The following is a 25,840-nucleotide window of genomic DNA, read 5'->3' on the forward strand; positions in this document are numbered from 1 at the left end:
AGCACCAAAATAGCCTATAACGATTTATTCTTTAAACTCTTTTTTATTTCTCGGCTTTAAAAACAACTCTTTAAAACGCTCATTCGCATAATTTTCAATGTCAGCTTGTAACTTTCGATAATTCTTCATGTATTCAAGTGCAACAGGCGTCAGCGTTGTTCCTGCATCTTCACCACCACCTTGTTTGGTTTGCACCATTGTGTCGTTGATGTTGCGTTGCAAAATTTTGATGTGCGTCCATGCTTTTTTGTAGTTCATTCCAATTTTTTCAGACGCTTTAGAGATGGAACCCTCTTGCTCAATCAGCTCTAAAATTTCGGTTTTACCTTTGCCAAACAGAAGCTCACCCTCAGAATTTTCAATCCATGTTTTCGTCTTAACATACAGACGGGGGCGTAGTTTTTCTTTAAAGCAACCCAATTCACAAAACGTTACATCATAATTTTTTTCTTTGAGCGTACCACGAATTTTTTTAAGTCCAATACCCGCAGCTTGGGCACGCGCTGCTTTACATGTAATGCGGTTTTTTTCATCTAAAAATGGCTTGAGACGGTTTTGCGCCTCTACATCGTAGATGCCACCCTCAAGCTTACCAAACTGTCCTAATTCACAGGAATCGATGCGTATATCCATCGCTTTGGCACACGCACCTACTTCAAGCGTTGAGCACTTAAGTTTTGCTGCGATTTTAAACCCATCTGTGCAGTCAAGTTTGCCTTTTTCGTTCAAATATTTTTTAATCAGCTCTTCCATCTCAGACATGGATTCTCCTTGGATGACGATAAATATTCATCGTATCGCCGCGCACAAATCCAATGAGCGTGAGTCCAAATTTCTCAGCAATCATCAAGCCTAAACAGGTTGAAGCCGTTCTTGAAGCTAAAATAGGAATCTGGTGCATCACCGCTTTGGCAACCATCTCCGAAGAGAGACGACCGCTTACCATCAAAAAGGCGTTACGCACATCAATGCCCGCCATCTGCGCTTTACCGACTACTTTGTCGATTGTATTGTGTTGAGCGATGTCTTCACCGATAAAAAAAGTTTTTTCGTCGGTAAAAAGCTTCGCCGTATGCACACAGCCTGTTTGCTCATACAACGGACACTCAGTGTAAAACTGCCCCATCTCTTTACACAGGAGCTCAGCATCCAGTACAAAATCACTGTGAATCACTTTGGCTTCAATCGCTTCAGGGTCGATGTTCGCCGTCATACTTCTTCCACACCCACTGATAACCACGCCCTCGGCATTGAGTTTTTTGATATTTGCCGTGTTGACTTTGGCTTCAATGTGGACTTGCATACCATCATTGAGGAGTTTGAGTGAAGTGACATCACTGAATTTTTCAATGATATTTTCGCTCATCAAATAACCAATCGCCAAGGCTTCTTGATCCACAGGCGTTGCCATCACAGCGCCCACTTTTTCGCCATTGACATAGATTTCTAACTTGATTTCGCGAACAAGGATATCCTCTCGCTCAAACGTCTCTTTCCCTTTAACCTTCGTAATGTTGGTTGAATAAACTGGTTCCATGCTTTCCCCTTAACGTGCTTATTATGCATATTGTACCACTAAAAAATAAAGAAAGAGCAAGAGATTTTACGCCCTTGCTCTCTTTACATGTAAGCTAACATGTAAAAGAATTGTGCTTTGATCGAGTCAAACTTTAATGACCTCTTTCATAACTTTTCAATCTTACATGTAAAAACATTCTGCCTCGAAAGAGGCAAGCTTTTCAGAGAAACTTCGTTTTGTGACCTAGTGTCTAACGTAGCTTTTCAAGCTTAGCTTGGAAAGCGTGTAAAATCAAAACTTGCCCTGATCCTTAAGCTTCTTATACCACGTACTATGAAGAATTTTAAGTTCCTCTTCTTCGACATAGCCAGTGATAATACTATGCACTGCTCCTTTAATAGCAAACATAGACATATAGACATGGGTAATGAATAACGCTAGAACTGCAAAGCCCATCACATTATGGATAATCGCTGCTGCTCTTAACAGATCGATTTGACTCATACCGGTTAAGTTATGCAACATTTGCATTTTAAAGTCTAAGAAGTACATAAAGGCACCACTTAAGATCATGGTAATACCGCCTAAGATGGCGACCCAGTACCACATCTTTTGACCTGCATTAAACTTCCCTGCAAGGATGGGTTTTTTCTCTTTGGAGAGATACCCTCCTAGGATCATAAACCATTTGACATCATCCATATTAAAGAGGGCTTCTTTAAGCCACATAAGCGCCATAGGAATGACGACAATGGTAAAGGGAATGGTAAAGATACCGTGAAGGTTCTTTGCCATTCTTACAAAGGTTCCACCCCCAAAGAAGTCACCAAAGATGATGATAAATCCTGTGGGTATAATAACCAAGAAGCTGACTGCGGCTACTTGGTGAATAATTCGATTATAGAGGTTAAAGGCGTAGTATTTCTTTTCACTGTGTGGAAACACTTTAGGACCTATAATCTTATAATGGATAAAGAAGGCTGCAGGGACTCCTATTAACACTCCTAGGAAGATCCATGCAAAGTATTTATGCTGCAACATGGTGAACAAGGGTCCTAATTTCCATGACTCTTCTTGTCCGTATCCTAGGATATTTTGGATGCGCATCTCACCCCAGATTTGGCTATCAGCGGCGTATGCCACTGATGCCAAACACAGAGCTGCAATGAACATAACGATGTATTTTCTCATTGCTGCTCCTTTCATTGGTTTTTATAAGCCTTATCCCATCCATAAGGAGAGTTTGCGCCTTTTCCACCACGAGCCATCACACGTGCTCTGTAAACGTTTGATACGGATTCTGCGTCACCGACAAGAAGTGCTTTAGTAGAACACATTGCTGCGCACACCGGTACTTTTCCCTCAGCGATACGGTTTTGACCGTAAAGGTGTCTCTCTTTTTCTGAGTTCGTCTCAAGTGGTCCACCTGCACACATGGTACATTTATCCATCGCTCCCTTAGCGCCAAAGGCACCATCTCTTGGGAACTGAGGTGCACCAAATGGGCATGCGTACAAGCAGTAACCACAACCGATACATTTCTCTTTATCATGAAGGACGATGCCGTCCTCTCTGATGTAAAAACAATCTACGGGGCATACTTGCTCACACGGAGCGTCGGTACAGTGCATACATGCGATTGATGTACTCATCTCTTTGCCTGGTATGCCTTCATTGATCGTCACAACTTTACGTCTACTGATGCCAACGGGAAGCTCATGTGCTTCTGCACATGCTATCGAACAGCCATCACACTCTATACATCTGCTCTCATCGCAGTAAAATTTCATTCTTGCGTAATCCATCTGCTCCCCCTACGCTTTTTCGATGCGACATAAGCCGCCCTTAGTTTCAGGAATCTGAGTAATGATGTCATAGCCATAGTTAGTGACAGTATTGACACTCTCGCCGCTTGCATACGGTTTCGTTCCTGCTGGGAAATTACCCGTTCTATCTGTTCCTTGAAAATATCCTGCAAAGTGGAATGGCATAAAGACCATATCAGGAAGAACACTATGAGAGTACTTCGCTTTCACTTTGATTTTGGTACCTTCTGGTGAGTGTACCCACATCATCGCACCATTTTTAATGTCGTGCTTAAGCGCTAAATCGGGGTGAATGTCACAGAACATCTCAGGTGTTAAGGCTGCAATGTACTTAGACGCACGGTTTTCGATACCCGCACCGTTCATCGTGACCAAACGACCTGTCACCATGTTGATTGGGAAATCTTTTGCATAATCTTGCGCACTCTGAACAGAGATATACTTCGTCATAACGCGGAAGTGATTTGCTTTATCCGGATACGCTGGATATTTGAGCGTCAAATCCGTTCGTGGTGAGTGGAGTGGTTCACGGTGCATCGGGATATGATCTGGGAAGTTCCAAACAATTGCTCTTGCTTTTGCGTTACCATAAGGACAAAGCCCCGCATCTAATGCTTTTTGAACGATTAGATTAGAGTTATCGACTTTCCAGTTTGCACCCATCGCTGCTTTTTCTTCTTCCGTGAGTGTAATCCCAAGAACGGCTTCAATGTTAGCTTTGGTAATTTCAGGGTATCCCGCTTCAATTTTAGAGCCTTTCGGGAAAGAGCCTTTTTCTGCTAAAAGATTCACACCGTCTTTTTCCAAACCGAAGTTATTTCTAAAGCCCATACCGCCTGCACTGACAGGAATGCTGGTATCGTAAAGGTTTGGTGAACCACCGTGTGTTTTCGTCCAACACGGCCATGGAAGTCCATAATATTCGCCCTTCATTGGTCCCATTCCCGCACCCGTTACTTCATCAAACATATGCCAGTTATCGGTATGTTTTTTAACGCGCTCAGCCGTCCAGCCTGTTAAGCCGATGGTTTTGATAATACGTGCAATTTCATTGGTCGCATCTTCTGGCCATGTAAATGCTTTTTTCTCAGGAATCATCTCTAGCTTACCATCTTTAGTCTCTTGCATAAACATAGCTTTGGTATAAAGATCATAGAAACCTAAACGCTTTGCAAGTTCAAACATGATGTCTTGATCCGCTTTACTCTCATACAATGGCTCAACAACTTTGTATCTCCATTGAGCACTTCTGTTGGTTGCAACGACAAGACCACTGGTCTCAAATTGCGTAGCCGCAGGAAGAATAAAGACATTGTCTTTTTTATCGGTTAAGATCGCTGCTTCGTTGACGAATGGATCGGCTAAAACGATCAGTTCCAAATTATCAAGTGCTTCTTTGATTTTGGCTTGTTGTGCAATCGACGTAATTCCGTTACCCATAACAACCAAGGCTTTTAACGTTGTGCCTGCATTTTCAATTTTATCATCACTTTTAACACCTTCAACACCTGCCCACCAACGAGCCAGTGAGAAACCATTTTTAGTCATCCATGAAGCATCTTTAAACTGAGATACAAGGTACTCATAATCAACACCCCACTGTTTTGCAAAGTATTTCCATGAGCCTTCTGCTAAGCCATAGTATCCTGGAAGAGAATCTGCTAAACAGCCCATATCGGTTGCACCTTGAACGTTATCGTGACCTCTTAGAATGTTCGTACCGCCACCCGCTTTACCCATATTGCCAAGAGCAAGTTGAAGAATCGGAGCCATACGTGTATTACTCGTACCAATACTGTGTTGTGTCAAACCCATCGCCCAAATCAAGGTACCAGGACGATTTTTTGCATATAACGTTGTAATTTGAATCAATTTTTCAGCAGGAACGCCTGTGACATCCGCAACAAGTTCAGGTGTCCACTTGAGCGCTTCTTCTCTGATTTTTTCCATACCGAAAACTCGGTCATGAATATACTCTTTATCTTCCCAACCATTTTTGAAGATGATATTAAGCATACCATACATAAATGGAATGTCAGTACCAGGGCGAATTTGTGCAAAAATATCTGCTTTAGCCGCTGTTTTAGTAAAACGAGGATCAATAACGATCAATTGAGAGTTGTTTCTCTCTTTTGCTTTTAAGAAATGTTGGAAACCAACAGGGTGGTTTACCGCTGGATTTGCTCCAAAAATGATAATTGCTTTAGACTTCTGAATATCTCCAAGGGAGTTTGTCATAGCACCATATCCAAATGTGTTCGCCACACCGGCGACTGTGGAAGAGTGTCAGATTCTAGCTTGGTGATCTGTGTTATTGGTTCCGTAAAATGCAGCGAATTTTCTAAAATAATACGCTTGCTCATTACCCATTTTTGCGGAGCCTAAAAATTGAACAGAATCTGCTCCATCTTTTTTCTTAAGATCTGCCAATTTGGTTGCAATGCGGTTAAGTGCATCATCCCAACTTAGACGTTTCCATTGACCATTTTCTTTGACCATTGGGTATTTGAGGCGTACTTCTGATCTGACCATATCGATCATATCAGCACCTTTACAGCAGTGTCCGCCAAGGCTGATTGGGTGGTCTTGAGCAACTTCTTGACGAACCCATACTCCATTTTGAACTTCTGCGATCACACCACATCCAACGGAGCATGATGTACAGATGGTTTTAACTTTCTTAGATCCTGGGAATGGGTTTTTAACCTCTTCCTCTGTTGCGGCGCGTGTCACATTCTCACCAGCAAAACCCGAAGTTGCGCCAAAGACGCTTGCAACGGCTGCCATTTTGAGGAATGATCTACGACCTACAGTCGTACTTAAAGCACGTTCTGTTGTTTTTTCCATAACGTTATGCCTCCTCTTTTATAGGGCAGATTTATAATAATCTTCCCATGCTTGTGTTTTCTTATAGGTAATCTCTTTTTTATTCGATTTACCTACAACAACGCCATTTGAACCTTTTGTTCCAGAAGAACTTGCTTGTGCACCCACGACGCCAACGGCAGCGACAGCACCGACAAGAGCCGCTTTTGCAACAAAACCACGTCTGCTTTCATTCATCTAGCACCTCCTTATGAGTCTAAATCCCTTACACGCGAAGAGATTGTCCCAAAAAAGTACGCTTTTTTCGGGCAATCTCTCTTGATTGCCTTAAACCTCTATCACGTTTTTAGCTTTGTCTGCCTCTTTTTTGGCTTTGTTTTCCGCACGCCTTCGTGCTTCTGCTCCTGAGATAACCTCCACAGGCTTTTGAACTCTTTCTCTCTCTTTTAAAGGTGGTTTCGCCACTTCAAAATACATACGCTCAAACGCCATAAACGCATTTAACACAATGGCGACAGACTGATACGCTTTGGACATCGGGTGTTCGTAAACGTTGATGACAAATTCATCCATAAACGGATTAATCACTTCGACAAAAAGGCAATGTTGGATGTATTCATACTCTTTTCCTCCTTGCATAATGAGCTCGATAAGTTCGTGCATAAAGGTAAAGATAAACCCAACGCTATCTTCATTCTCTTTAAAATGGTTTTCATCGCGTCTGATTTTGGTTTTGGCTAGGAAGTTTTTAACGGCGAGTCGTTGGTGACCGCTTTCAACGCCTTCGTCATAGTACGAAGCGGTATTGCGAACAACTTTATAGGCAGGGTTGTGGAAGATGTCATCGTACTCTTGAATCAAGGCAGTTTGCCCACAGGTTTTTAAAAAAGCATGAATCTCTTTGAGCGCTTCACCCGAATTTTCATCCATAGGATTTTCAATCATCACTTCAAGTGCTTCATTAATTCCTAAATAACGATCATCCTGTGTTGTAAAAACAAACATTTTGCTCAAAAAACCATAGTAGAGTGAACGGGCTTTATTAACCGATTCTTTATTTATCATTAGACATCTTGCAAAACTCATTTGTATTCCACAGCAAAACCACGGTCAAAGTTGATTAATCCACATATCAAATTAAAGCGTAGATTGAATCGTTTTCTTCTGTTTCTGTATTTTTGGGTGAGTATCTGAAATGTTTTGATTTTAGCATTCACATGTTCAACACATATTCTAGCACTTGCTTTTTGTCTGTTTTCCTCTTTTTGCTCCTCACTCAAAGGATGAAGTTTGGAGGCTTTATGGGGAATTTGACAATGGCTATGTTCTTTGGCAATACCCAGATATCCCAAATCAACATAAACACAGGTCTTGGGCATCAAGGGGAGATTAGATTCTTGAAACAGTCTAAAATCATGTGTCGTACCTTTAGCGGTATGCACACACATAATCCTCTCCTCTTTATCAATCACAATCTGTCCTTTAAGGGTATGACGCTTTTGCTTACCTGAGTAGTACTCTCTTTGCTTTTTTTGGGTCTTTGACAAGGCGTTTCTGTCGCATCAATGACAACAAAAGAGAGGGCAACATCACTTTTATAGAGTTCTCTCTTGCTTGGCAATGAAAATCTACCAGACTTAATCAACACTTCTTCTACTTCACATACAATCCTTGAAGCCGTTGATTCACTCACACCATAATCAAATCCAATATGTTCAAGGGTGCGATACTCACGATAATAGCCAAGCATCAAAAGTACTTTATTTTCTGGTGAAAGAGATCTCCTCCCTCCTACACCTAATCCTTTTTTACGATTCTCATCGTATTGCCTAAACACCTCTATCATTGCGTTAAATGTCTCTTCATTAACGCCAATATGGCGCTTAAAATCTTTGGGTTTATGCTTTTGCATTTGTTCATATTTTTTCATGCCTCTTGCCAAGCATTTTTAGTGCCTTTTATTTGAGTTTTGCAAGATGTCTATTTCTTTGTTCCTTATTTCTTAAAGTCAACTAAACTAGACCAAAAGAGTCTTGTTGGGTATAATGACTAAAAAACTTTGTTCCTTATTTCTTAAAGTCAACTAAACTAGACCAAAAGAGTCTTGTTGGGTATTAATGACTTAAAAAGCTTGAAAACAAGGGATAAACACGGGATCTTGGTGGAAACATTGCCCTTTTTTACGCTTCATTATACAACTTTAGTAAACAACTGTTTACCAATTTTTAGAAAATGTACCACAGATTTGCTTAGCTGAGAATAGGTTAAAAAGAGTAGTTTAAAAACTTAAATATAACTTAAATATGCAAATTAAGCATATTGCTCGGAGAGTTAAAGCGGATGGAAGAGTATAGTTCAGGGAATGTTAAATTTCCCTGAACTGCTTTACATGTAAAGCGTTTTAAAAGGAGTAACGTACGTTCGCGTAATAGTTTCGACCTTCTTGCGGATAGCCGTTGTTGTAATAGTAAAACTCATCAAAGAGATTTTTAATACCAACAGCAAGCTCAAGCGCTTTGACAGGTCTATACGCAACTCTAATATCTGCTACGGTATACGAACTGCTTTTTTCACTGCCACTTACATTGGAGTAGCGTTCGCCTTCATGCCTGATAATCGGTGTAATATCAACCGAATGAATCGGCGAATAGGTCATACTTGCATAATAGCTGTGTTTGGGTGTATCGGTCGTGTATTGAGCATTTGCCGTTTTACTGTCTTCAATTTCTGCGTCAATATAGGTGTAAGAGAGCGTACTTTTAAGCTGATTGCTCCATAGTGAATCAAGTGTTAGCTCAACACCTTTGTGCTCTTCTTGATCGAAATTTTGCATCTGTTTACAGTTTGTACCTGTACACCCCAGTGTTGCATCGGTATTGGTTAAACCACTCACTGACGCAATATAATCTTTTGTTTTCGTGTAAAAAAGTGCTACTTTAGCATGATGATCGTCCACAAATGCCCAGTCACTGCCGACTTCATACGTCGTAGAACGTTCTGCATCCAAGCTAGGATTGAGAATATAATCTCCAAATTTTGAAGAGTAACGATCTTTCAGTGTTGGCATATTACTCTTTTGAGAGACACTTCCATAAAACATCAGATCTTTCGTCGCATGAAATGTCAGAATGGTTTGAGGGTTGAAAGCATCGGAGTCATATTTGGGGAACTCTCCTGCGATGAGTGTTCCCGCACTGTTACGATACTCCGCTTTGGTAATCTCATTTTTATCGTAACTGCCACCTAATGTCCACGTCAGTGCGTCAGTGAGTTGCCATGAATATTCAGCGCCTAATGACAACGTTTTACTCTCATCTTTAAGATCTGCATTAGGAGATTTTGAGCTGATGTCTTTATGATTATCGTATTTTTGGGAAACAGAAAGTTTTAAAAGATGGTTATCAGCGATTTTAATATCCCCTTCGATAATGCCACCAAAGGTATGATCATCGTATTCTGAAATCTCACTTACGACATCTTGCGCCCCAGATTGTGGTGTTCCTTTAAAAAGAATTTTGTTGTAAAACTCATCGTAATACAAACGCGTTTTAAGATAATGTTCCCCAATAGCCGTTTTGGTAATCAAATAATAACTCGTCTTATCCCAGTCTTTCCAATCCCAGTTGCGATTATACGCGTTGTTCGTTGTAGTACCTTGTGCCATCGCAAACCACGGTTGTTCTTTCTCACCTCGTTGAGCGATATAATTGAGTGAATATTCATCTGTCGAATTGGGCGTATAGCCGACTTTGATGTTTATTTTTTTGTCGCCGTACTCTGAATTGGAACGTTTGCGTCCTTCTTGATGCCCTGCTGAATCGTAGTCGCTTGGAAGTTTATAATAATCTCTTTGCATATTTGAAACGGAGAGTAAGCCGTAGTAAATCTCCTGCTTTGTTCCGATGGTTGCATACTCTTCATAGCCATTGCCACTAAATACACCAGCGCCTACTTCGCCCTCAAGCTCTTTGGTCGGTTTTTTGGTAATAAGGTTAATCGCCCCACCCATTGTATTCGCCCCATACATCGGAGAAACATACCCTTTGGAAACATCTATTTCACCAATATCATAGGTTTTGAACCGCGCCAAATCGATATTGTGATCATACGGAACGTAAATGGGAATACCGTCGATATAAATAGGTACGCGTGTACTCGAAAAGCCACGCACACGCACTTTTGACTCACCTCTAGCCCCTGTGTAATCGCTATAAACACTCGGCACACTTTGAAGTGCATCAACAACCGTTTTTGCTTCGCTCTCTTTAATTGTTTCCGTTGACACTACCTCAACGCTCGGATTTTGACTGATATCTTTTTCCGATGTTACCTCTATTTTTCCTAACTCATACGTCTCACCCATCAACACGGATGCTGTGATCAACGAGAGCGCCACGCCAATTTTAAATTTCATTTTTTCTCCTTTTGTATGTTTACCAAGACATAATATTTTATTTTATATAACGCTATCTCTGACTTTTCCAAAAATCCGACCGACCTCCTACGCTTTCGTGGTATGAACAAACGATGGAATGCAGACAGGATAGCCGCAAACCGTCTGTTTAAGCTCGATGTTTGTGTGGTAAAGCTCGTTAATAAGCTCTTCCGTAATCGTTTTACATGTAAGCCCATGCGCTAAGATATGCCCGTCTTTAAGCGCATAGGTGTAACCGCCCAGCATGAGCGCATGTTCGGGGAAATGGGTTGATTTTAAAAAGGTGTAACCCTCTTTGGAGAGCTTCATAATTGTCTCCAAAAGGCGCAGTTGATTGCCATAATCCAGCCCCGAAACGGGTTCGTCCATGACCAAGATTTTTGCCCCTTGCGCTAAGGAACGAGCGATTAAAACCAGCTGTTTTTCGCCACCACTCAGCGTTTGAAAGGTGCGTTTCTCCAGATGCCCAATGCCCAGTCGCTCCATCGCCACACGCGCTAAGTCCCTGTCCGTTTTACTTGGTTTTTAAAACCATGACTCAAAAGCGATGCGCCCCATCATGACAATATCCAGAGCGCAAAACGCAAACGCGACCTGCGTACTTTGAGGAACATAGCTTACATGTAAAGCGCGTTCTTTAATGGAATAGCGCTGTAAAGGCTTTCCTTTTAAGATCACCTCACCGCTTTTCGGGCTTAAAAGTCCTAAAAAAAGTTTCATCAAGGTACTTTTTCCCGTACCATTAGGCCCTAGAAGTGAGACGATGGAGCCCTCATCAATGTGAAGATCCACCCCTTGCAAAATCGGTGTGCTGTTATAAGAAAAGTAGAGATTTTCAGCGCTGTAAAAACTCATGCAAATCCTTTTTTCGCATTTTTCAGCGCAAAAACAAAGATAGGAATACCAATAAGCGACGTCGCAATCCCAATGGGAATCTCCACGCTCATCGATGTACGACATAAGGTATCGACGATGATGAGAAAGGTCGCTCCTAAAAGCGCGCACATTGGAAGCAGAACGCGGTTATCTGCTCCCACTAAAAAGCGCGCAATATGCGGTATGATAAGCCCTACCCAGCCGATCATTCCAGCAACGACAACGGTCAGAGTGCTGAGCAACGTAGCCAGTAAAATGGCACTGTTGCGCACCCACACCACACGTACTCCCAGAGCCTTGGCATCTTCATCGCCAAGACTTAAAACATTGAGGTATTTGCCCATTAAAGACAGAGCGATGGTGCTAAAAATCAGAGGGATGGCAACGCCAGAGAGCGTTTTCATATCGACCGCACTGAAAGAGCCCATCAGCCAGTAAACAATCGTCGGAAGTTTGTTGTATGGATCAGCGACATACTTCACCGTTGAAAGCAGTGCAGAAAAAAGCGAGCTAGAGATGACACCACCAAGGACTAAAAGAATCGTCTGTGAGCCGCTTCTACCGTAAATCTTCGCCACACCAAGGGCGACTAAAACGGCTACAAACCCAAAAGTAAACGAGAAAAGCTGCACGCCAAACCAACTCTCAGAGATCATAATGCCAAGTGCCGCACCAAACGAAGCGCCTGCAAGTACGCCTAAAATACCAGGCGACACCAAAGGATTCACAAACATCGCTTGAAATGCCCCACCCGAAACAGAAAGTGCAGCGCCGACTAAAATAACCGCTAAAATGCGTGGTAAACGAATGTCAAACACAATGTTAGAAAGCAGCATCACCTCATTGGGAGCTGTGCCAATGTTCAACACTTTCCATAACAGTAGTTGCGTAAGCGTGCTAAGGTCAATCTCATAGCGCCCAAGAGCAAGCGAAATGAGTAGACTTGCCCCCAACATAACGATCATCATGCCAAAAAGAAACGAATTTTTCATAGCACGCCTGAAATGTGATGGATCTGCTTATCGGTGAGATCAATGTTCAAAAAGAGTTTATAAAACGCTCGCATCTCTTGCGCAAACTGCTCAGAATTAGGTGTATTGTAAAAGATATGCGTTAGCCACCTAACACCCAAAAGCCGCATGAAAGAGGGTGGTCGGTCGATCCAATTAAACGGCACTTTGGGTACGAGAAAGATTTTGCCTTCTTTGATGGCTTTGATGGAATGCCATCTTGCATCGCTTTTGACTTTCTCAAAAAATTCTCTCTCTTGCGCTACAATGATGTCAGGATTGTACAAAATAACCTGTTCTAAAGAGACCTTTTCAAGCCCAAGTCCACTTTTAGTCTGGCAGAGATGCGGATTAATACCGCCTGTAAATTTGATCGCTTCGTAGTGAAACGACTGGTCACACTCGGTCGCAAGTCCATCCGCACCCTCAGCATAATAGACAACAGGGCGTTTTGTGGCGTTTTGTTGCACGATTGCTTTGGTTTTTTCCAGTGCGGCACTGGCATAGTCTGAGAGTACTTTTGCACGAGGCTCTCTGTTTAAAACCTCGCCAAAGAAAAGGTAGGCTTTGGGCAGACGCTCAACACTCTCTAAATCCACATTGATACTTGGGATTTTGCTACTCTCAAACAGGTACTGCGCCAACTGACTCGAAGCATCGTTGTTCCATAAAAAGACGACATCTGGATGCAAGGAAAGCAAAGTTTCGCGGTTCATGCTGTTCCCTCCTCCCTGAAGACCTCCCACAACGGGAAGTGCCATAAAACGGGAATCAAGCATATTGGACGATTCGTTATTGCCACGGGCATGGTTGAAATTAAGCCCCACAATCAAGGAAGCATCAATCGTATAGATCATATAAGTCGAAGGTGGCGATGTGCCAAACACTTTGGTGATGACATCAGGGATTTCAACGTTTTGACCACCCATATCGACGATTTCTCTGGCATATGCACTGCTTAAAAGAAGTAATACACTTCCAATAACTCCTAAAATTCGCATCTTTATCCTTACATGTAAAAAATTAGAGTTTTTGCAAAACCAGTTTTGCAAAAACTCTATGAAAAGAGTCCAAACTCAGCTTTTATATCTTCATACAAAATACGTTTCATCGGCACACTCGTGCTTCGACGATTCACCATGCGCATCGAAAAAGGCTCGATCCAGTTCCAAAACTCCCCGATCAACGCTTTGGGAAAATCAAGATCGTGCAGGGTCTGCTTGTACGCCAGCAGCCACACAACTCTTGCCTCATCATCGATGGCAAATGGGGCATGTGTGCGACACAAAGAGGGTGGACCATAGCTGAAGGTATAGGTTTTTTCACCACCCAACGCTTGAATGAGAAAATGGCTCGCCTTGGTTACACCTTCCCTAAAATGAGCCTCATCGGTCGGGTACATCTGCGCAACAGCACTTTTTTGAAGCAAGCGGTGGTGATGCAACACAATGTTATGAATCGTTTCTGCCCCTATTTTTGTTAAAAAATCAGGTTTGGGCAAAATAATCGCAGGTAGCGGTGCTTTTAAATTGATAGGGCTCCATTGAAGGCTTTCGCTCTTTTTAGCGATTGAAGGTTTATGAAGAAAATGATGACCATTGCACATGAAATTTCCTTAGGATTTGAGCTTAAAAACAACGGGAATTGCGATCTCTAGTGCCTCTTTGGGTGGAAACTCAAAAGGTGTCGCATCCAAAACGGCATCGATGGCATTACGATCTAAAACCGCTTTGCCACTTGACTTTGCAATTTTAATAGACGAGGCATCAACCGTTCCATTGGCATGAATTAAAAATTGCACGACCGCCTCGCCCTCCACGCCCATCTTTTTAGCCATAGAGGGGTAACGAAGACTCTCTTGGATTTTTTGCCTTACTTTGGCAAGATAGAGGGAGAGCAGATCATCGCTTTGGCGCGCAGCAGGTGCGCTAACCGCTTGCTCTTGTGCTTTTGCGGGTGCTATTGCTTCTACACGTTGCTCGACAAAAGGCTCAAGCGAAGGTGCCGATGTGACAACCTGTTTTGGCGTAGGCACAGCTTTAACGATCTCTTTTGGCACTTTTTTTTCGGGTTTTTTCACTACGATTGGCTCTGGTGGTGGCGTTATATCGTGTTTGATCTCTTCATCTACTGGCATAGGTTTTGGCTCATCCAAAAAACTCACTTGCGTGACGATAAACTCGCGCATGGCGGGTTTTGGTATCATCATACTTCCCATAAAAAGGGCATACGCAATCGTTACATGTAAAAAGAGTGTTCCAAATGAAGCGACGAAAAAATGTGATGCTTTCACGCGCCACCCTTTGTTGTCTGAATCGCAAAGGTGCTGATGCGGTGTTTTTTGCACAGATCGATCACTTTAACCACGTATTCAAACGGTGTTTTTGCGTCACTTCGCAGTAAAATATGAGGCTCAGACGCACTGATTTGGGCAATTTTTGCATCCAAATCTTCGAGTGAAACCGCTACATCGTCGTAGTAAAGCTCACCCGATTCGTTCAAGGAGAGCGTAATCGGCTTTTGCTCATCTTTACGATTTTCAGCATTGGACGCTTGTGGAAGCGTAAGCGGAATTTTACCTTGGGTCACAAATGTAGCTGTGACCATAAAAATGACCAAGATAACGAGGACAATGTCCACAAAAGGGGTCATATTGATCTCGGCAATATCGCTCTCATACACAGGTTTACGCTTCATCGAGCTGTGCTTCTTTGTGCGTTAAAATGACTTTAACCCGTCTGATGAAATAATTGTAAGCGATAACGCAGGGAATCGCGACAAAAAGCCCCGTCGCGGTGGCAATCAACGCTTCAGAGATACCTTGCATGATTGGTTGTACATCAAACGCATTGGAAGCGCCAATCGTATGAAACGCTTGTATAATGCCCAAAACGGTTCCAAAAAGCCCTATAAAAGGGGCGTTATTGCCAAAGGTGGCTAAAATGCCCAAACGCGCTTCAAGGCTAAGACGCAACGTATAATAATCCATACTTTGATACTTTTTTTGAATCACACTAAACGCTAAAAGACGCTCTATCATCACCCCAACTGCTAACACACTCATGGCGACCAATACCCACAACACGGGGTCGATCCCTAACAGGGCAAACGATAAAAGTTTTTCACTCAACATCTCTTCTCCTTAAAATAGCCATCTCCAAAACCCTTTAAGCTCAACCGATATGTACTGCACATAAATAACGGTTGAGCGAAAAAGAGCTGACAACAAGAAACGAGACCATTATAACGTAATATACTTAGCAATACAACGGTAAAGTATACACCTAATACCTTCTTTAGTGTTTAAAAAATAGGCACTCCCTTTCCTGAAATGCTTCCCAAAAGCGCTTCACGCGACTTTTGTGCTATACTTATTTTTAAATTACTCCTTCCTAGGATACAGAGGACACCCATGTTAGAAGCACGTCTTTGGATGAAAAAAAGCGATAAAAATTTTCTTGGCAAAGGGCGCATTGAGCTTTTAGAAAACATTCGAGAGTTTGGTTCCATCCATGCAGCCGCCAAAGCCATGAAGATGAGCTACAAAGCCGCATGGGATTCGGTGGATGCCATGAACAACCTCTCAGAGATTCCTTTGGTTCAAAAAACAAGTGGCGGCAAAGGCGGCGGGGGGACGATTATCACCCCAAAAGGCGAAGAGGTCATCGCGGCATTTCACAATTTACAAGCCAAACATCAGCAGTTTTTAGATCTTTTTGCCAACAGTGATGACCTGCTTACCATCGTTCAAACCCTAAGCCGGCTCTCGTTAAAACTGAGTGCTCGCAACCAACTGATAGGTACTATCAGCGCGATTAGCGAAGATGCGGTCAATGTTGCGATTGAGCTGACCATCAAAGCTGCTGATAAAATTTATGCGAGTATCACCAAAAACAGTTACCAAGAGCTTGGGCTTCACTTAGGAGAGAGTGCCATTGCGATTATTAAAGCAAGCTCCGTGCTTCTTTCAAAAACCAAGCCTACCATCGCGTGTGAAAACCTTCTCAAAGGCACGATCATCCAAATCCTCAGCGACACGTCCAACACCGAAGTGACGCTGGAATTGGAGAGTAAAAGTACCATCACCGCGACCATTGCCAACGATGCGTTTGAGCCACTTCATCTCAAAATCAACGAAGAGGCGTATGCTTTTTTCAAAGCATCCAATGTTATTTTAGGCGTTTAATACTCTTTAAACGCCTTTTCCCTCTCTTTTAAAATGCTTAAATAATAACCATTTCGGTGTACACAAAATAGCACCGCAACTATTTTTACTCTTGCCATACACTTTTTTTCCTGCTACCATTATGTTTTTATTTATATAACGTATCTGTGTAAAAATTATTACGTATTCTAATGCTTTAAGGAGCCACTATGCCTGTTATGATCGATGGAATTAAAGTTCAGTTATTCAGTGAGTGCGACACAAACGCCCCTTTCCCCGTTGCCGATGAGAGCCCAAGACGAGCGCACCCCAAGATCGATATGATCTTCCCCGAACTCTTTTTCCCTTCCAATAGAACCTATTTAGCTCTTGGTGAAGCGAAAATTCGTGAAGTGGTCAAAGTCCACCATGAGCTTGTACGCCACAGTAAAATTGGACATCTTTATCCGCAAGATGAAGCTGCTTTTATCGCGGCTACGAGCAAAATCGAAGACTTTTTTGTGCAGATGCTTGGAGGCAAAGACCTCTACACGAGCGTGCAAGGTCATCCCAAACTTCGCGACCGCCATTTTCCTTTTGAAGTGACCGAAACAGGGCGTGACATCTGGCTAATGAGCTTTCGCAAAGCGCTCAAACAGTGCGCCGTTCCTAAAGAATTTTTGCCTGAAATTTGGAATTGGGTTGAATCCATCTCGATTCGTATGATTAACAGACGGACAAGTATGGAGATGGTTAAACGCTATCCGTATGAGAGTATCCACTCCTATTTTGATGCTGAATAATCTTTACATGTAAACCAAAACCTCAAGGAAATTAGAATGAAGAAAACCCCGCTTTCATGGATTGTTGCTATGAGTTTGTGTTCTGCGTGTGCGGCACAAAGTGTTACCTTAGAACCCGTTGCGGTTGAAGGAGAAAAAGAGACAGCTACCTCAATGAGTCTTAGTGATGCCAAAACAGTCATTAACACCCAAGAGCTTTCAAGCCAACCTACCACGCTCAATGAAGCACTGAGCGATACCTTTTTTGTCAACTTCAAAAAGGCAGGTGATTACAACTCGGAGCCTTACATCAGGGGGCGAGGTGTGAATGGCGTGCCCATTTATATCGAAGGAATGCGCATCAATGCCGCACACCCCGATTCGACCAATCTGTTTACGATGATAGACGCACAAGAAGTGGATGTTTACAGAGGGGCGAATGGCGCTAATGTCGGCATGGGAGCGATGAACGGTGCAATCGTCATTAAACTTAAAGAGCCACAATTTGGCACGACGGATGAATTTGAAGAGTCGAGTTTCATCAATGCCAAAACATCGCTTTTTTCACAAACAGGTTACACCACGGGCATTGGAACAACCCTTTACAACCAATTTGTGAACTTCTCCCTCAGTGGAAGCATAAGCGAATACAATAACTACAGCAATGGAGGAGGAGATGAAGTCCTCCATTCTGATTCGGACAGCAAACATTACGCGATCTCTACCGCGGTGAAAACAGGCGATGACAGCTATATTTACGGTCGTTTTATCAAAGATAAAAGCAGCTCAGGCGATCCACTCTCACGCTACCAACAAAGTGGTGTTTGGAACTATACCGATCATCCGAATGATGATGCTAAAACCTATTTTGTTGGCTTTAAAAAAGGGGAGTGGTATGGCTTAAGTGACATTGATTTCCAAATCTTTAAAAATGATTTACACTACGCTGTCAACACCAAGAAAGAGACTTCAGTACCTTATGCAACAGAGCTTTTTAGAGAAAGCAACACTAAAGGAGCCAAACTATCAGGTAAAAAAGAGTTGGATGAGCACCAAACGCTCTCCTTGGCAATGACCTACTCCAAAATGGAGATCACCAACGGTGTAAGAAATTGGAATACCACCACCAATACATGGGGCGACTGGACGAGCGCTATGGGGATTAAAGGTGGGGATTACACAGACTTTGGTATCCAACTAGCAGATGATATGAAATACGATAAGGCATTCTACACCCTTGCCATCGGTTACGATAATGTCAAACGCAATGTCACTTCCAATGTCAATACAACTAAACTAGACTCCTTAATCCCCGAAGCGCTTGATGCTCTGATTCAAAAAACCAACACCGATGAACGCGATAATCTTCTCTCCATGAGTGCCAAAGCAGGCTATGAGATTTCATCTGCGTTTGTACCCTACATTAAACTTTCTAACGCCGAGAGAACCCCTTATTTTAACGAAGCGTATGGCAATAATCCAAGCAATGGAAGCCAGATTCCCAACCAAACGCTTGGGAACGAAAAAGTATGGGATATTGACGTGGGGATGGATGGTAAATATGAGCGTTTTTACTACACCTCAGCGCTTTACTACCAACGCTACTCTGATTACATCGAGCTTGTTAAAACAGGCTACCTGACCACGGGTGGACTTCCTATCAAACGTTACATCAACCTAGATGAAGCGATTATTTACGGTGCTGAAGCGATGGCAGGCTATGGACTAGGGAATGATCTTTTTGTGGAAGCGGCGTATCTGTACACACACGGTCAAAACGAAGATGATGACACACCTTTAGCCTTTATCGCTCCTCAAAAACTGACGCTTTCTTTAGCGCAAAAGCGCTCAAAGGGTCTTAGTTGGAAACTTGAAGAGGTCTTTGTCGATAATCAAGACCGCATCTCCAGCGTCAATGGCGAAATCGCAACGCCGGGCTATTCACTCACCAATGCTTCGATGAGTTATGGATTTTCAAAACTAGGCATTCTTAAAAATGCCGTCGTAAGTTTTGAGCTCAATAATATCTTCGATAAATCGTATCGTGAACACCTTGATAAAGTCTCTTCAACAGCATGGTATTTACCTGACAACGCGGGTATCAACGGTGTTTTATCGCTTAAAGCGGCATTTTAAAAGGAGTTCTGATGCGTTTTACTCTTGTTTTTTTACTGATGTTTGTTTCGCTTTTTGCCAGTGAATCGCGCACGTTTGTTGATATTTCAGGAAAAACGATCACGTTGCCTGAACCTATCACGCGCATTTATGGCTCAGCGCCACCGATTAGTTTTATGATTTACGTCATTGATGATGCACCTCTCATTGGTGTCAATTTTCCACAAACCAACCAAGACAACGCCAATGGCGATAAATTTTTGTCCAAACATTTTATGAGCCTTCCCATTTTAGGCGGTTGGCATGGTAATAACACGCCCAATCTTGAAGCCATCATCGCCGCAAAACCTGATGTGATCATCACATGGGACACGCCGCTTCTGAATGAAAAAACGGCGAAAGATTTGGCGCGTATCAACATCCCTGCACTGAAAGTGAACATCGATGATTCAGCCAATTACCCCGAAGTCTTTCGTTATCTTGGTAAAGTCATGAACAAAGAGGAGCGCGCCAATGCGCTTGCAGCCATGGCGCAAACCTATCTGGACGAGCTAAAAATCTTCGTGGCAAGCGTTCCTCTAAATGAACGTACCAAAGTCTATTACGCAGAAGGTCCTTTTGATTTGCAAACCGAGTGCGATGTCTCGTTTCACTCCGAACCTTTGATGCTTGCAGGGGGAAATTTAGTCCATAAATGTGTCCAAAACAGCGTCATCGGCATGCAAGAGGTCAGTTTTGAGCAGGTTTTGAGCTATGCACCGGAGGTGATCATTGTCCAAAGTCCTGCGTTTTATAAAACGATCTTTGAAGATAAAAAATGGGCGATGCTCAAAGCGGTACAAACCAAACATGTCTATCTGATCCCAAAATCTCCGTTTAACTGGACAGATCGCCCACCTTCTTTTATGCGCATCATTGGCGCACACTGGATCGCAAGCAAGCTCTATTCTACTCGTTATCCGTACAAAATTCAAGAAAAAGTCAGAGCGTTTTACCAACTCTTTTTTGGTGTCTCGCTCAGTGATAAAGAGCTTAAAACCTATTTTGATCTTTAACAGCGACTGCTTCCTAAAGAAGCTTTTTAAGAGAAGGAATGCCTTATGATTTGCCCAATTTGCGAACGAAGATGCCGTGTGGAAGACAACGGCATAGGTGCATGTGGACGCTACCAATGCCAAAATGAGACGATGATAGAACGCTTTGCTAATTCGTATCTTGTCGTAGCACCCATCTCTGCTGAGACGATGCCCGTGCTTCATTTTCATCCCCGTGCCAAATTTTTGCAAATTAGCACCACAGGGTGTAATTTTGACTGTTTGGGGTGCATCTCAACCGTTGTTGCCAAAGAGATGAATGTACAAAGCCCAGCGCTTAAACAGTTATCGCCGATGCAAATTATCAACAAAGCGTTAGAGCAAAAGTGCGATGGTATCGCTTTTTTAATGAACGACCCCCTCGCCTCTTTTTACACGTTTCTTGAAATTTGCACCCTTGCCAAAGAGTATGGTCTGTTGACAGGGTGTTCCACCAATGGCTATTTCACACCCGAATCTCTTGATCTACTCGCCCCTCATTTAGATTTTGTCAACATTGGGCTTAAAGGTTTGTGCAATGACGTCTACAAAAGTTGTGGCGCAAACAGCTACAAACCCGTTTTGCGCAATATTGAACTTTTTTACCGAAAAGGCGTTCATGTCGAAGTAGCATGTATTCATAAAAAAGATAACGAAGAAGAGGTCTTAGCGATAGCGGAGACTTTATCACACATCTCTAAAGAGATTCCCCTTCAAATCATGCGGTTTATCCCTATTGATGATGCGAGCATTAGCCTTGAGCCTTCCATATTAGCCTCTGAGATGCTTTATAAAAAACTCATATCACACCTTGATTATGTCTATCTTTTCAACTCCCCAGGATCGGAATGCCTCAATACCTACTGTCCTGAATGTGGTGCACTGATTTTTGAGAGAGATTTTTACGGTCCAATGGGTTCAAAATTAAGAACGATTAGCCTTAACTATCAGAATAACACCTGCGCACACTGCCATCATCTTCTTCCCATCATAGGAGAACCGTGTCAAAAAGTATTTGATGAAGATGGTTTTGAAGGCGGCTATCCACTCACCAGAGCCTTAGAAATTGTCGAAGGAACACTCGTAACTTTGGGTGTTACAGAGCAAAAAGATGTCACAACGTGTTGGGAAGAACTTTTACGAGGTGACGGGCTGAAACGTTTACATGTAAACATTCAAAACTTTGACGATTATGCCAAAACGATTGAATATCTTGCCACACTGACCCATAGAGAAGATACTGCCAAAAAGCTTTTAACCTATATGCGAGAGAAGATTGCTGTCATTGCGCAAGAACTCCCCAACATACAAACCAAACCACGCGTCTATTACGTGATGGGAAAGCCCCTGTTTGCACTTGAAGAGGAGCGTCTTGAAAATCAATTGGTAGAGATGGCAGGAGGTATTAGTGTCAACAAAACGCTCAGTTTAAAAGGAAGACCCGGACGAAAAATATCAGCTCAAAAACTCAACGAGCTCAATCCTGATGTTATTTTTATTTCGTCATTTTTGGATTGTCCGCTAGATGAGTTTTACGCGTATTGTGAAAAACAAGGCATTGTTGTCAATGCAACGAAACACAAACGCATCTATACGCACCTTGCCCCTTGCTTTGATTTTGGTAGTCCTCGTTGGATTTTAGGCTTGATGCACATTGCCAATATGCTGCATCCCGAACGGTATCATTTCGATGTTTTAAAAGAAGCAACCCTCTTTTATCGGGAGTTTTACGAAAGTGACTTTACGATTGCTTCGGTTAATCGCTCCTTTGCAAAACCAAGCAAATACCACACAATGATGCAAATTTAAGCACTGCCCTCTTGTACTTAGAGGTAAATTTCGTTATAGTTGCATGTATATAACGTTGCAAAGGACAGAGCATGGAACCCAATTTCAATTTTTGGGATAATATGGCAAAGCGCTACCCGCGTTTTAATGATATTTCAATGAGTAAAGATGTCAATCACATCATCAACTGGTGTCAAAACAGAAATGTCTCATTTGAAGGTGCTTCTATTTTAGATATTGGTGCAGGTACGGGAACTATTGCCATTCCTTTAGCCCAAAAAGGTGCACACGTCACGGCTATGGACATTTCTGAGGGCATGTTAGCTGCACTCAATGAAGATGCCAAAGAGCAAGGCGTGAGCTTACAAATGCACACACACCAAAGCGATTGGGATTCGTTTCCTCTGAGTCAACAATACGACATCGTCATCGCGTCCATGACACCTGCGATTAGCGATCTTCAAAAAATTGACAAAATGCTGGGTGCGACCAAAGGGCTTGGCATTTACGTAGGCTGGGGAAAATACCGCATCAATAAATTGGTCGAAGCCTTGGTCAAAGCACATATCATCGAAGAAGAGGAAGATTGCGCATCGGCAGGTTGCATTAAAGCGGCGCAATTTATTGACATCTTAGATGAGCGAAACATTCCTTATGAGAGCAGTTTTTTTGAAACCTCTTGGAGTGAAACGTATAGTTTTGAAGAGGCAAAAGAGTACGCCTACGATCAACTCAAACGCAAAGAAATCGTACCCAATGAAGCAATCGTTGAGTCCATTTTGTCCGCAAATCTTGACGGCGACAAAGTGCAAGTGACCACAGAAGCCGAAAAAGGGATTATTTTATGGAGAGTTGCGTAAGAAGATGAAGATGCCAAAAGGCATCTTTTTTACTAGAGCTCTTGCAGAACTCTAAACACGCCTTTAAAGCAAAGCTCTAAAAGCTACGCTAACGCTGGGTTCACTTCGGCAGTGAGCCCGCGCACCTTTGGTGCTTTTACTTCTTGCAAATTGAGTTTTGCAAGAACTCTACTCTTTGATGAGTAAAACGCTAACCGCTTTGACCACGACTTTGACTTTGTCACCCTCTTTAAGACCCATCTCTTCAATCGATTCCATCGTCATCACTGAGCTCATTTTATTGGCAATAATGTCGCCTACATCGACTTGGCACATCACTTCGCCTTTTTTAATCTTTGTAACCGTTGCCGTGATCTCATTTCTAGCGCCGTATTTCATCTCAGACTCCTTGGGTTAATGTAAGAAAATCCTACTCCAAAGCCTTATAACCTGTCAATTCCAAACGCTTTACATGTAAAGATGTTTAAAGCCATTCCAAGCGCTTATTTTCAAGAGGCAAAGCTCCTTTATGTTATACTTGCATCAAATTCTACTAAAGGGTTTGGGGATGTTTTACACTGTTTTGGCTATTTTCTCAGGTGCTGGTTTTGGTGCACTTTTACGCTGGTTTTTAGGCACAAAACTCAACAGCTACACCCCTTCTATTCCCTTAGGAACACTCAGTGCTAATTTACTGGGTGGTTATTTGATTGGATTATTTATCGCTTTTTTTGCTTCCAACACAGCCATTGCACCCGAATGGCGGCTTTTCATCATTACAGGATTTTTAGGTGGACTCACCACCTTTAGCACCTTTAGCGCCGAGATCGTCGCCCTCATTCAAGAAGGACGTTTTAGTATGAGCGTTGTCGCAGTTTTTTTACATGTCATGGGTTCAATTACGATGACGCTGCTGGGCATTGCCAGTTACACCCTACTTCACAAAGGAAGCTTATGAAAGGTTTTCAACTCGTTTTTTTAACCCTACAAAGTCGCAAACACCCCAATGGTGAGCACATCAGCCAGTGGCTTATGGATGTTTCTGAAAAAATTGGCATCAAAGGCGTAACGATTTTAAAGGCATCCCAAGGTATTGGAAGAGATGGAAAACTGCACTCTTCAAACTTTTTTGAACTGGCGGATGAGCCACTTGAGATTATGATGAATGTCAATGAAACAGAGTATGAAAAACTCTTTACACTTCTAAGTGAAGAGAAGCTGGGACTTTTTTACACCAAAACTGCGATCGAATTTGGGACAATTTAGTTCAGGATCGTTCGTGCCCAGTCAGTTTTAAGAACGCTCATCTTTTTTTTCAAAAACTCCACTCTCTTGCACCTTTTTTTATGACACAACGATACATGACTCTAAAAATAAGTCGCGCAAAAATAGACGAATTAATTTTACAAAATTTAATGATATTTGTATACAACTTTACTAAGGTATCAAAATTTATTTTATTTTTAAAATTTTATCACATATCACTTATTAAATAATCATCATTTATGAGTCTAATTCTCAAAAGTACATTTTTTATTGAAAAACACCATAAAAAGGCATCAAAGTGAATCTTTATGCCACAAAAAAGACACTTTTACTACATAATAGGGCTTAAAAGTACTATCATTTCTCCTAAAAATCCATTTATATACAACTGATCTATCTGATATACTTCATAAAAATATGGAAGTATTAAGGTTAATCTTTCTTCCCACTCATGAAAAGATGACGAAAAAATAATAACCATTTCTTTATAAAGGAGGAAATGATGACACTACCTCATTATAGTATTACAGAAGAGCATTTCAGAATCGATAAAATCGAATATCTAACGCCTGTTCCTCGGCATAAACATGATTGTTATGAGCTTTTTTTTATTCTTGAAGGCGAAGGAACATTTTACGTGGATTGTCAGAGTTATGAAATTCACAAACACTCCTTTTTTCTCGTCTCACCCAACCAAATACATGGATGGGAACACACGCGCAATCTTCATGGGTATCTTTTAAAATTCGATGCCTCTTTCTTCTCTGAGCGATCGTTCATCGAATACATCTCTCTTTTTCATTTTGATACGGTGAATGTCAGCGAGTCTGAATTTTTATCCTTTGAGTCTGTTCTGAAAAGTTTACATGTAGAATACCGCACATCTAAATCATTTAAAGATTGCACGATTACCAATCTGCTTCAAATTTTGCTCATTTATGTCAAACGTGCGTTACCTGCAAAACCTGCATCGTTTATGACCAATGCGCTTTTTACAAAACTCAATGATCTTATGCATGAGAACAACTACCAAATCACACCTGTCACTTACTACGCTAAAAAATTAAAAACCAGTGTCAAGCTTCTTAATCAAGCTATTAAAGAGAATTCAGGATTTAACTGCGGTGAATTTATTCGCACTAAAACGATGCAAGAAGCGAAAAGACTCCTCAAATACGACACCATGTCTTGCAATGAAATTGCTGATCGTTTAGGCTTTATAGACCCCGCGTACTTCAGTCGATTCTTTAAACGTGAAGTCGGTGTTTCTCCCAAAAATTTTCGTAACGCATTGGAACAAAAGTACAATTTTTAATAATGAAAATCCATTTTAAAAAGAAA

26 protein-coding genes and 1 pseudogene are annotated in these 25,840 nt (G+C 42.0%); 9 read left to right on the forward strand and 18 right to left on the reverse strand.

Annotated elements, in window-relative coordinates:
- Nucleotides 1-24: 24 nt before the first annotated feature.
- From SMUL_RS14275 to SMUL_RS14360, 17 genes and pseudogenes are all read right to left on the reverse strand, one after another.
- Nucleotides 25-762, reverse strand: a complete 738-nt coding sequence (locus SMUL_RS14275) for a winged helix-turn-helix domain-containing protein (RefSeq protein ID WP_025345935.1) — start codon at nt 760-762, stop codon at nt 25-27.
- Complete coding sequence (gene fdhD, locus SMUL_RS14280; RefSeq protein WP_025345936.1) at nt 755-1,537, reverse strand: formate dehydrogenase accessory sulfurtransferase FdhD; 783 nt, start codon at nt 1,535-1,537, stop codon at nt 755-757. Before fdhD ends, SMUL_RS14275 begins: the two co-directional genes overlap by 8 nt.
- A 273-nt stretch (nt 1,538-1,810) precedes the next feature.
- Nucleotides 1,811-2,710, reverse strand: coding sequence for a formate dehydrogenase subunit gamma (locus SMUL_RS14285; protein ID WP_025345937.1), 900 nt, complete (start codon nt 2,708-2,710; stop codon nt 1,811-1,813).
- Between the two features lie 11 nt (nt 2,711-2,721).
- The gene (fdh3B, locus tag SMUL_RS14290) at nt 2,722-3,324 is read right to left on the reverse strand and encodes a formate dehydrogenase FDH3 subunit beta (protein ID WP_025345938.1); all 603 of its coding nucleotides are present in this window, start codon (nt 3,322-3,324) and stop codon (nt 2,722-2,724) included.
- Between the two features lie 9 nt (nt 3,325-3,333).
- Nucleotides 3,334-6,192 (reverse strand): formate dehydrogenase subunit alpha, encoded by a 2,859-nt coding sequence (locus SMUL_RS14295; RefSeq protein WP_084613141.1) that lies wholly within the window; start codon nt 6,190-6,192, stop codon nt 3,334-3,336.
- A gap of 18 nt (nt 6,193-6,210) precedes the next feature.
- On the reverse strand, nt 6,211-6,408 hold the full coding sequence (locus SMUL_RS14305) for a twin-arginine translocation signal domain-containing protein (RefSeq protein ID WP_025345941.1): 198 nt from the start codon (nt 6,406-6,408) through the stop codon (nt 6,211-6,213).
- A gap of 90 nt (nt 6,409-6,498) precedes the next feature.
- Nucleotides 6,499-7,236: a TorD/DmsD family molecular chaperone gene (locus SMUL_RS14310; protein ID WP_025345942.1), complete on the reverse strand. Its 738-nt coding sequence runs from the start codon at nt 7,234-7,236 to the stop codon at nt 6,499-6,501.
- A 17-nt stretch (nt 7,237-7,253) separates the two neighbouring features.
- Entirely contained in the window at nt 7,254-7,718 is a 465-nt protein-coding gene (locus tag SMUL_RS14315; RefSeq protein ID WP_084613060.1) for a transposase family protein, read from the reverse strand.
- On the reverse strand, nt 7,640-8,101 hold the full coding sequence (locus tag SMUL_RS14320; protein ID WP_025343414.1) for a transposase family protein: 462 nt from the start codon (nt 8,099-8,101) through the stop codon (nt 7,640-7,642). The genes SMUL_RS14315 and SMUL_RS14320 overlap by 79 nt, the downstream gene beginning before the upstream one ends.
- A gap of 471 nt (nt 8,102-8,572) precedes the next feature.
- Nucleotides 8,573-10,585, reverse strand: a complete 2,013-nt coding sequence (locus SMUL_RS14325; RefSeq protein WP_025345943.1) for a TonB-dependent receptor plug domain-containing protein — start codon at nt 10,583-10,585, stop codon at nt 8,573-8,575.
- Between the two features lie 87 nt (nt 10,586-10,672).
- Nucleotides 10,673-11,566: pseudogene (locus SMUL_RS17535) on the reverse strand (ABC transporter ATP-binding protein).
- A complete protein-coding gene (locus tag SMUL_RS14335; RefSeq protein ID WP_025345944.1) occupies nt 11,458-12,474 on the reverse strand; it encodes a FecCD family ABC transporter permease in 1,017 nt (338 codons plus the stop codon). Before SMUL_RS14335 ends, SMUL_RS17535 begins: the two are co-directional and overlap by 109 nt.
- Complete coding sequence (locus SMUL_RS14340) at nt 12,471-13,493, reverse strand: ABC transporter substrate-binding protein (RefSeq protein ID WP_025345945.1); 1,023 nt, start codon at nt 13,491-13,493, stop codon at nt 12,471-12,473. The genes SMUL_RS14335 and SMUL_RS14340 overlap by 4 nt, the downstream gene beginning before the upstream one ends.
- Before the next feature lie 56 nt (nt 13,494-13,549).
- Nucleotides 13,550-14,098: a globin domain-containing protein gene (locus SMUL_RS14345; RefSeq protein WP_025345946.1), complete on the reverse strand. Its 549-nt coding sequence runs from the start codon at nt 14,096-14,098 to the stop codon at nt 13,550-13,552.
- A 9-nt stretch (nt 14,099-14,107) separates the two neighbouring features.
- Nucleotides 14,108-14,785, reverse strand: coding sequence for an energy transducer TonB (locus SMUL_RS14350; RefSeq protein ID WP_025345947.1), 678 nt, complete (start codon nt 14,783-14,785; stop codon nt 14,108-14,110).
- On the reverse strand, nt 14,782-15,189 hold the full coding sequence (locus tag SMUL_RS14355; protein ID WP_025345948.1) for an ExbD/TolR family protein: 408 nt from the start codon (nt 15,187-15,189) through the stop codon (nt 14,782-14,784). Before SMUL_RS14355 ends, SMUL_RS14350 begins: the two co-directional genes overlap by 4 nt.
- Nucleotides 15,179-15,625, reverse strand: a complete 447-nt coding sequence (locus SMUL_RS14360; RefSeq protein WP_025345949.1) for a MotA/TolQ/ExbB proton channel family protein — start codon at nt 15,623-15,625, stop codon at nt 15,179-15,181. Before SMUL_RS14360 ends, SMUL_RS14355 begins: the two co-directional genes overlap by 11 nt.
- A 279-nt stretch (nt 15,626-15,904) precedes the next feature.
- On the opposite strand from SMUL_RS14360, the gene SMUL_RS14365 reads away from it, so the two are divergent.
- From SMUL_RS14365 to SMUL_RS14390, 6 genes are all read left to right on the forward strand, one after another.
- Nucleotides 15,905-16,678 carry a TOBE domain-containing protein gene (locus tag SMUL_RS14365; RefSeq protein WP_025345950.1) on the forward strand — a complete coding sequence of 258 codons (774 nt, stop codon included), beginning with the start codon at nt 15,905-15,907 and terminating at the stop codon, nt 16,676-16,678.
- 188 nt (nt 16,679-16,866) lie between these two features.
- Nucleotides 16,867-17,439, forward strand: a complete 573-nt coding sequence (locus tag SMUL_RS14370; RefSeq protein ID WP_025345951.1) for a globin domain-containing protein — start codon at nt 16,867-16,869, stop codon at nt 17,437-17,439.
- A gap of 36 nt (nt 17,440-17,475) precedes the next feature.
- A complete protein-coding gene (locus SMUL_RS14375) occupies nt 17,476-19,554 on the forward strand; it encodes a TonB-dependent receptor (protein ID WP_025345952.1) in 2,079 nt (692 codons plus the stop codon).
- A gap of 11 nt (nt 19,555-19,565) precedes the next feature.
- Nucleotides 19,566-20,588 carry an ABC transporter substrate-binding protein gene (locus tag SMUL_RS14380; RefSeq protein ID WP_025345953.1) on the forward strand — a complete coding sequence of 341 codons (1,023 nt, stop codon included), beginning with the start codon at nt 19,566-19,568 and terminating at the stop codon, nt 20,586-20,588.
- 45 nt (nt 20,589-20,633) lie between these two features.
- Nucleotides 20,634-22,415, forward strand: a complete 1,782-nt coding sequence (locus tag SMUL_RS14385; RefSeq protein ID WP_025345954.1) for a radical SAM protein — start codon at nt 20,634-20,636, stop codon at nt 22,413-22,415.
- A 71-nt stretch (nt 22,416-22,486) separates the two neighbouring features.
- Nucleotides 22,487-23,254 (forward strand): class I SAM-dependent methyltransferase, encoded by a 768-nt coding sequence (locus SMUL_RS14390; RefSeq protein ID WP_025345955.1) that lies wholly within the window; start codon nt 22,487-22,489, stop codon nt 23,252-23,254.
- A gap of 168 nt (nt 23,255-23,422) precedes the next feature.
- Here SMUL_RS14390 and SMUL_RS14395 read toward each other — a convergent pair whose 3' ends face one another.
- Nucleotides 23,423-23,632, reverse strand: coding sequence for a TOBE domain-containing protein (locus SMUL_RS14395; protein WP_025345956.1), 210 nt, complete (start codon nt 23,630-23,632; stop codon nt 23,423-23,425).
- 169 nt (nt 23,633-23,801) lie between these two features.
- Between SMUL_RS14395 and crcB the strand changes: the two genes are divergently transcribed.
- From crcB to SMUL_RS14410, 3 genes are all read left to right on the forward strand, one after another.
- Complete coding sequence (crcB, locus tag SMUL_RS14400; protein ID WP_025345957.1) at nt 23,802-24,191, forward strand: fluoride efflux transporter CrcB; 390 nt, start codon at nt 23,802-23,804, stop codon at nt 24,189-24,191.
- Nucleotides 24,188-24,499: a DUF190 domain-containing protein gene (locus SMUL_RS14405; RefSeq protein WP_025345958.1), complete on the forward strand. Its 312-nt coding sequence runs from the start codon at nt 24,188-24,190 to the stop codon at nt 24,497-24,499. Before crcB ends, SMUL_RS14405 begins: the two co-directional genes overlap by 4 nt.
- A 499-nt stretch (nt 24,500-24,998) precedes the next feature.
- Nucleotides 24,999-25,814 carry a helix-turn-helix domain-containing protein gene (locus SMUL_RS14410; protein ID WP_084613144.1) on the forward strand — a complete coding sequence of 272 codons (816 nt, stop codon included), beginning with the start codon at nt 24,999-25,001 and terminating at the stop codon, nt 25,812-25,814.
- Nucleotides 25,815-25,840: the final 26 nt, after the last annotated feature.

The sequence above is a fragment of the Sulfurospirillum multivorans DSM 12446 genome, assembly GCF_000568815.1.
GTDB classification, from domain to species: Bacteria; Campylobacterota; Campylobacteria; order Campylobacterales; family Sulfurospirillaceae; genus Sulfurospirillum; species Sulfurospirillum multivorans.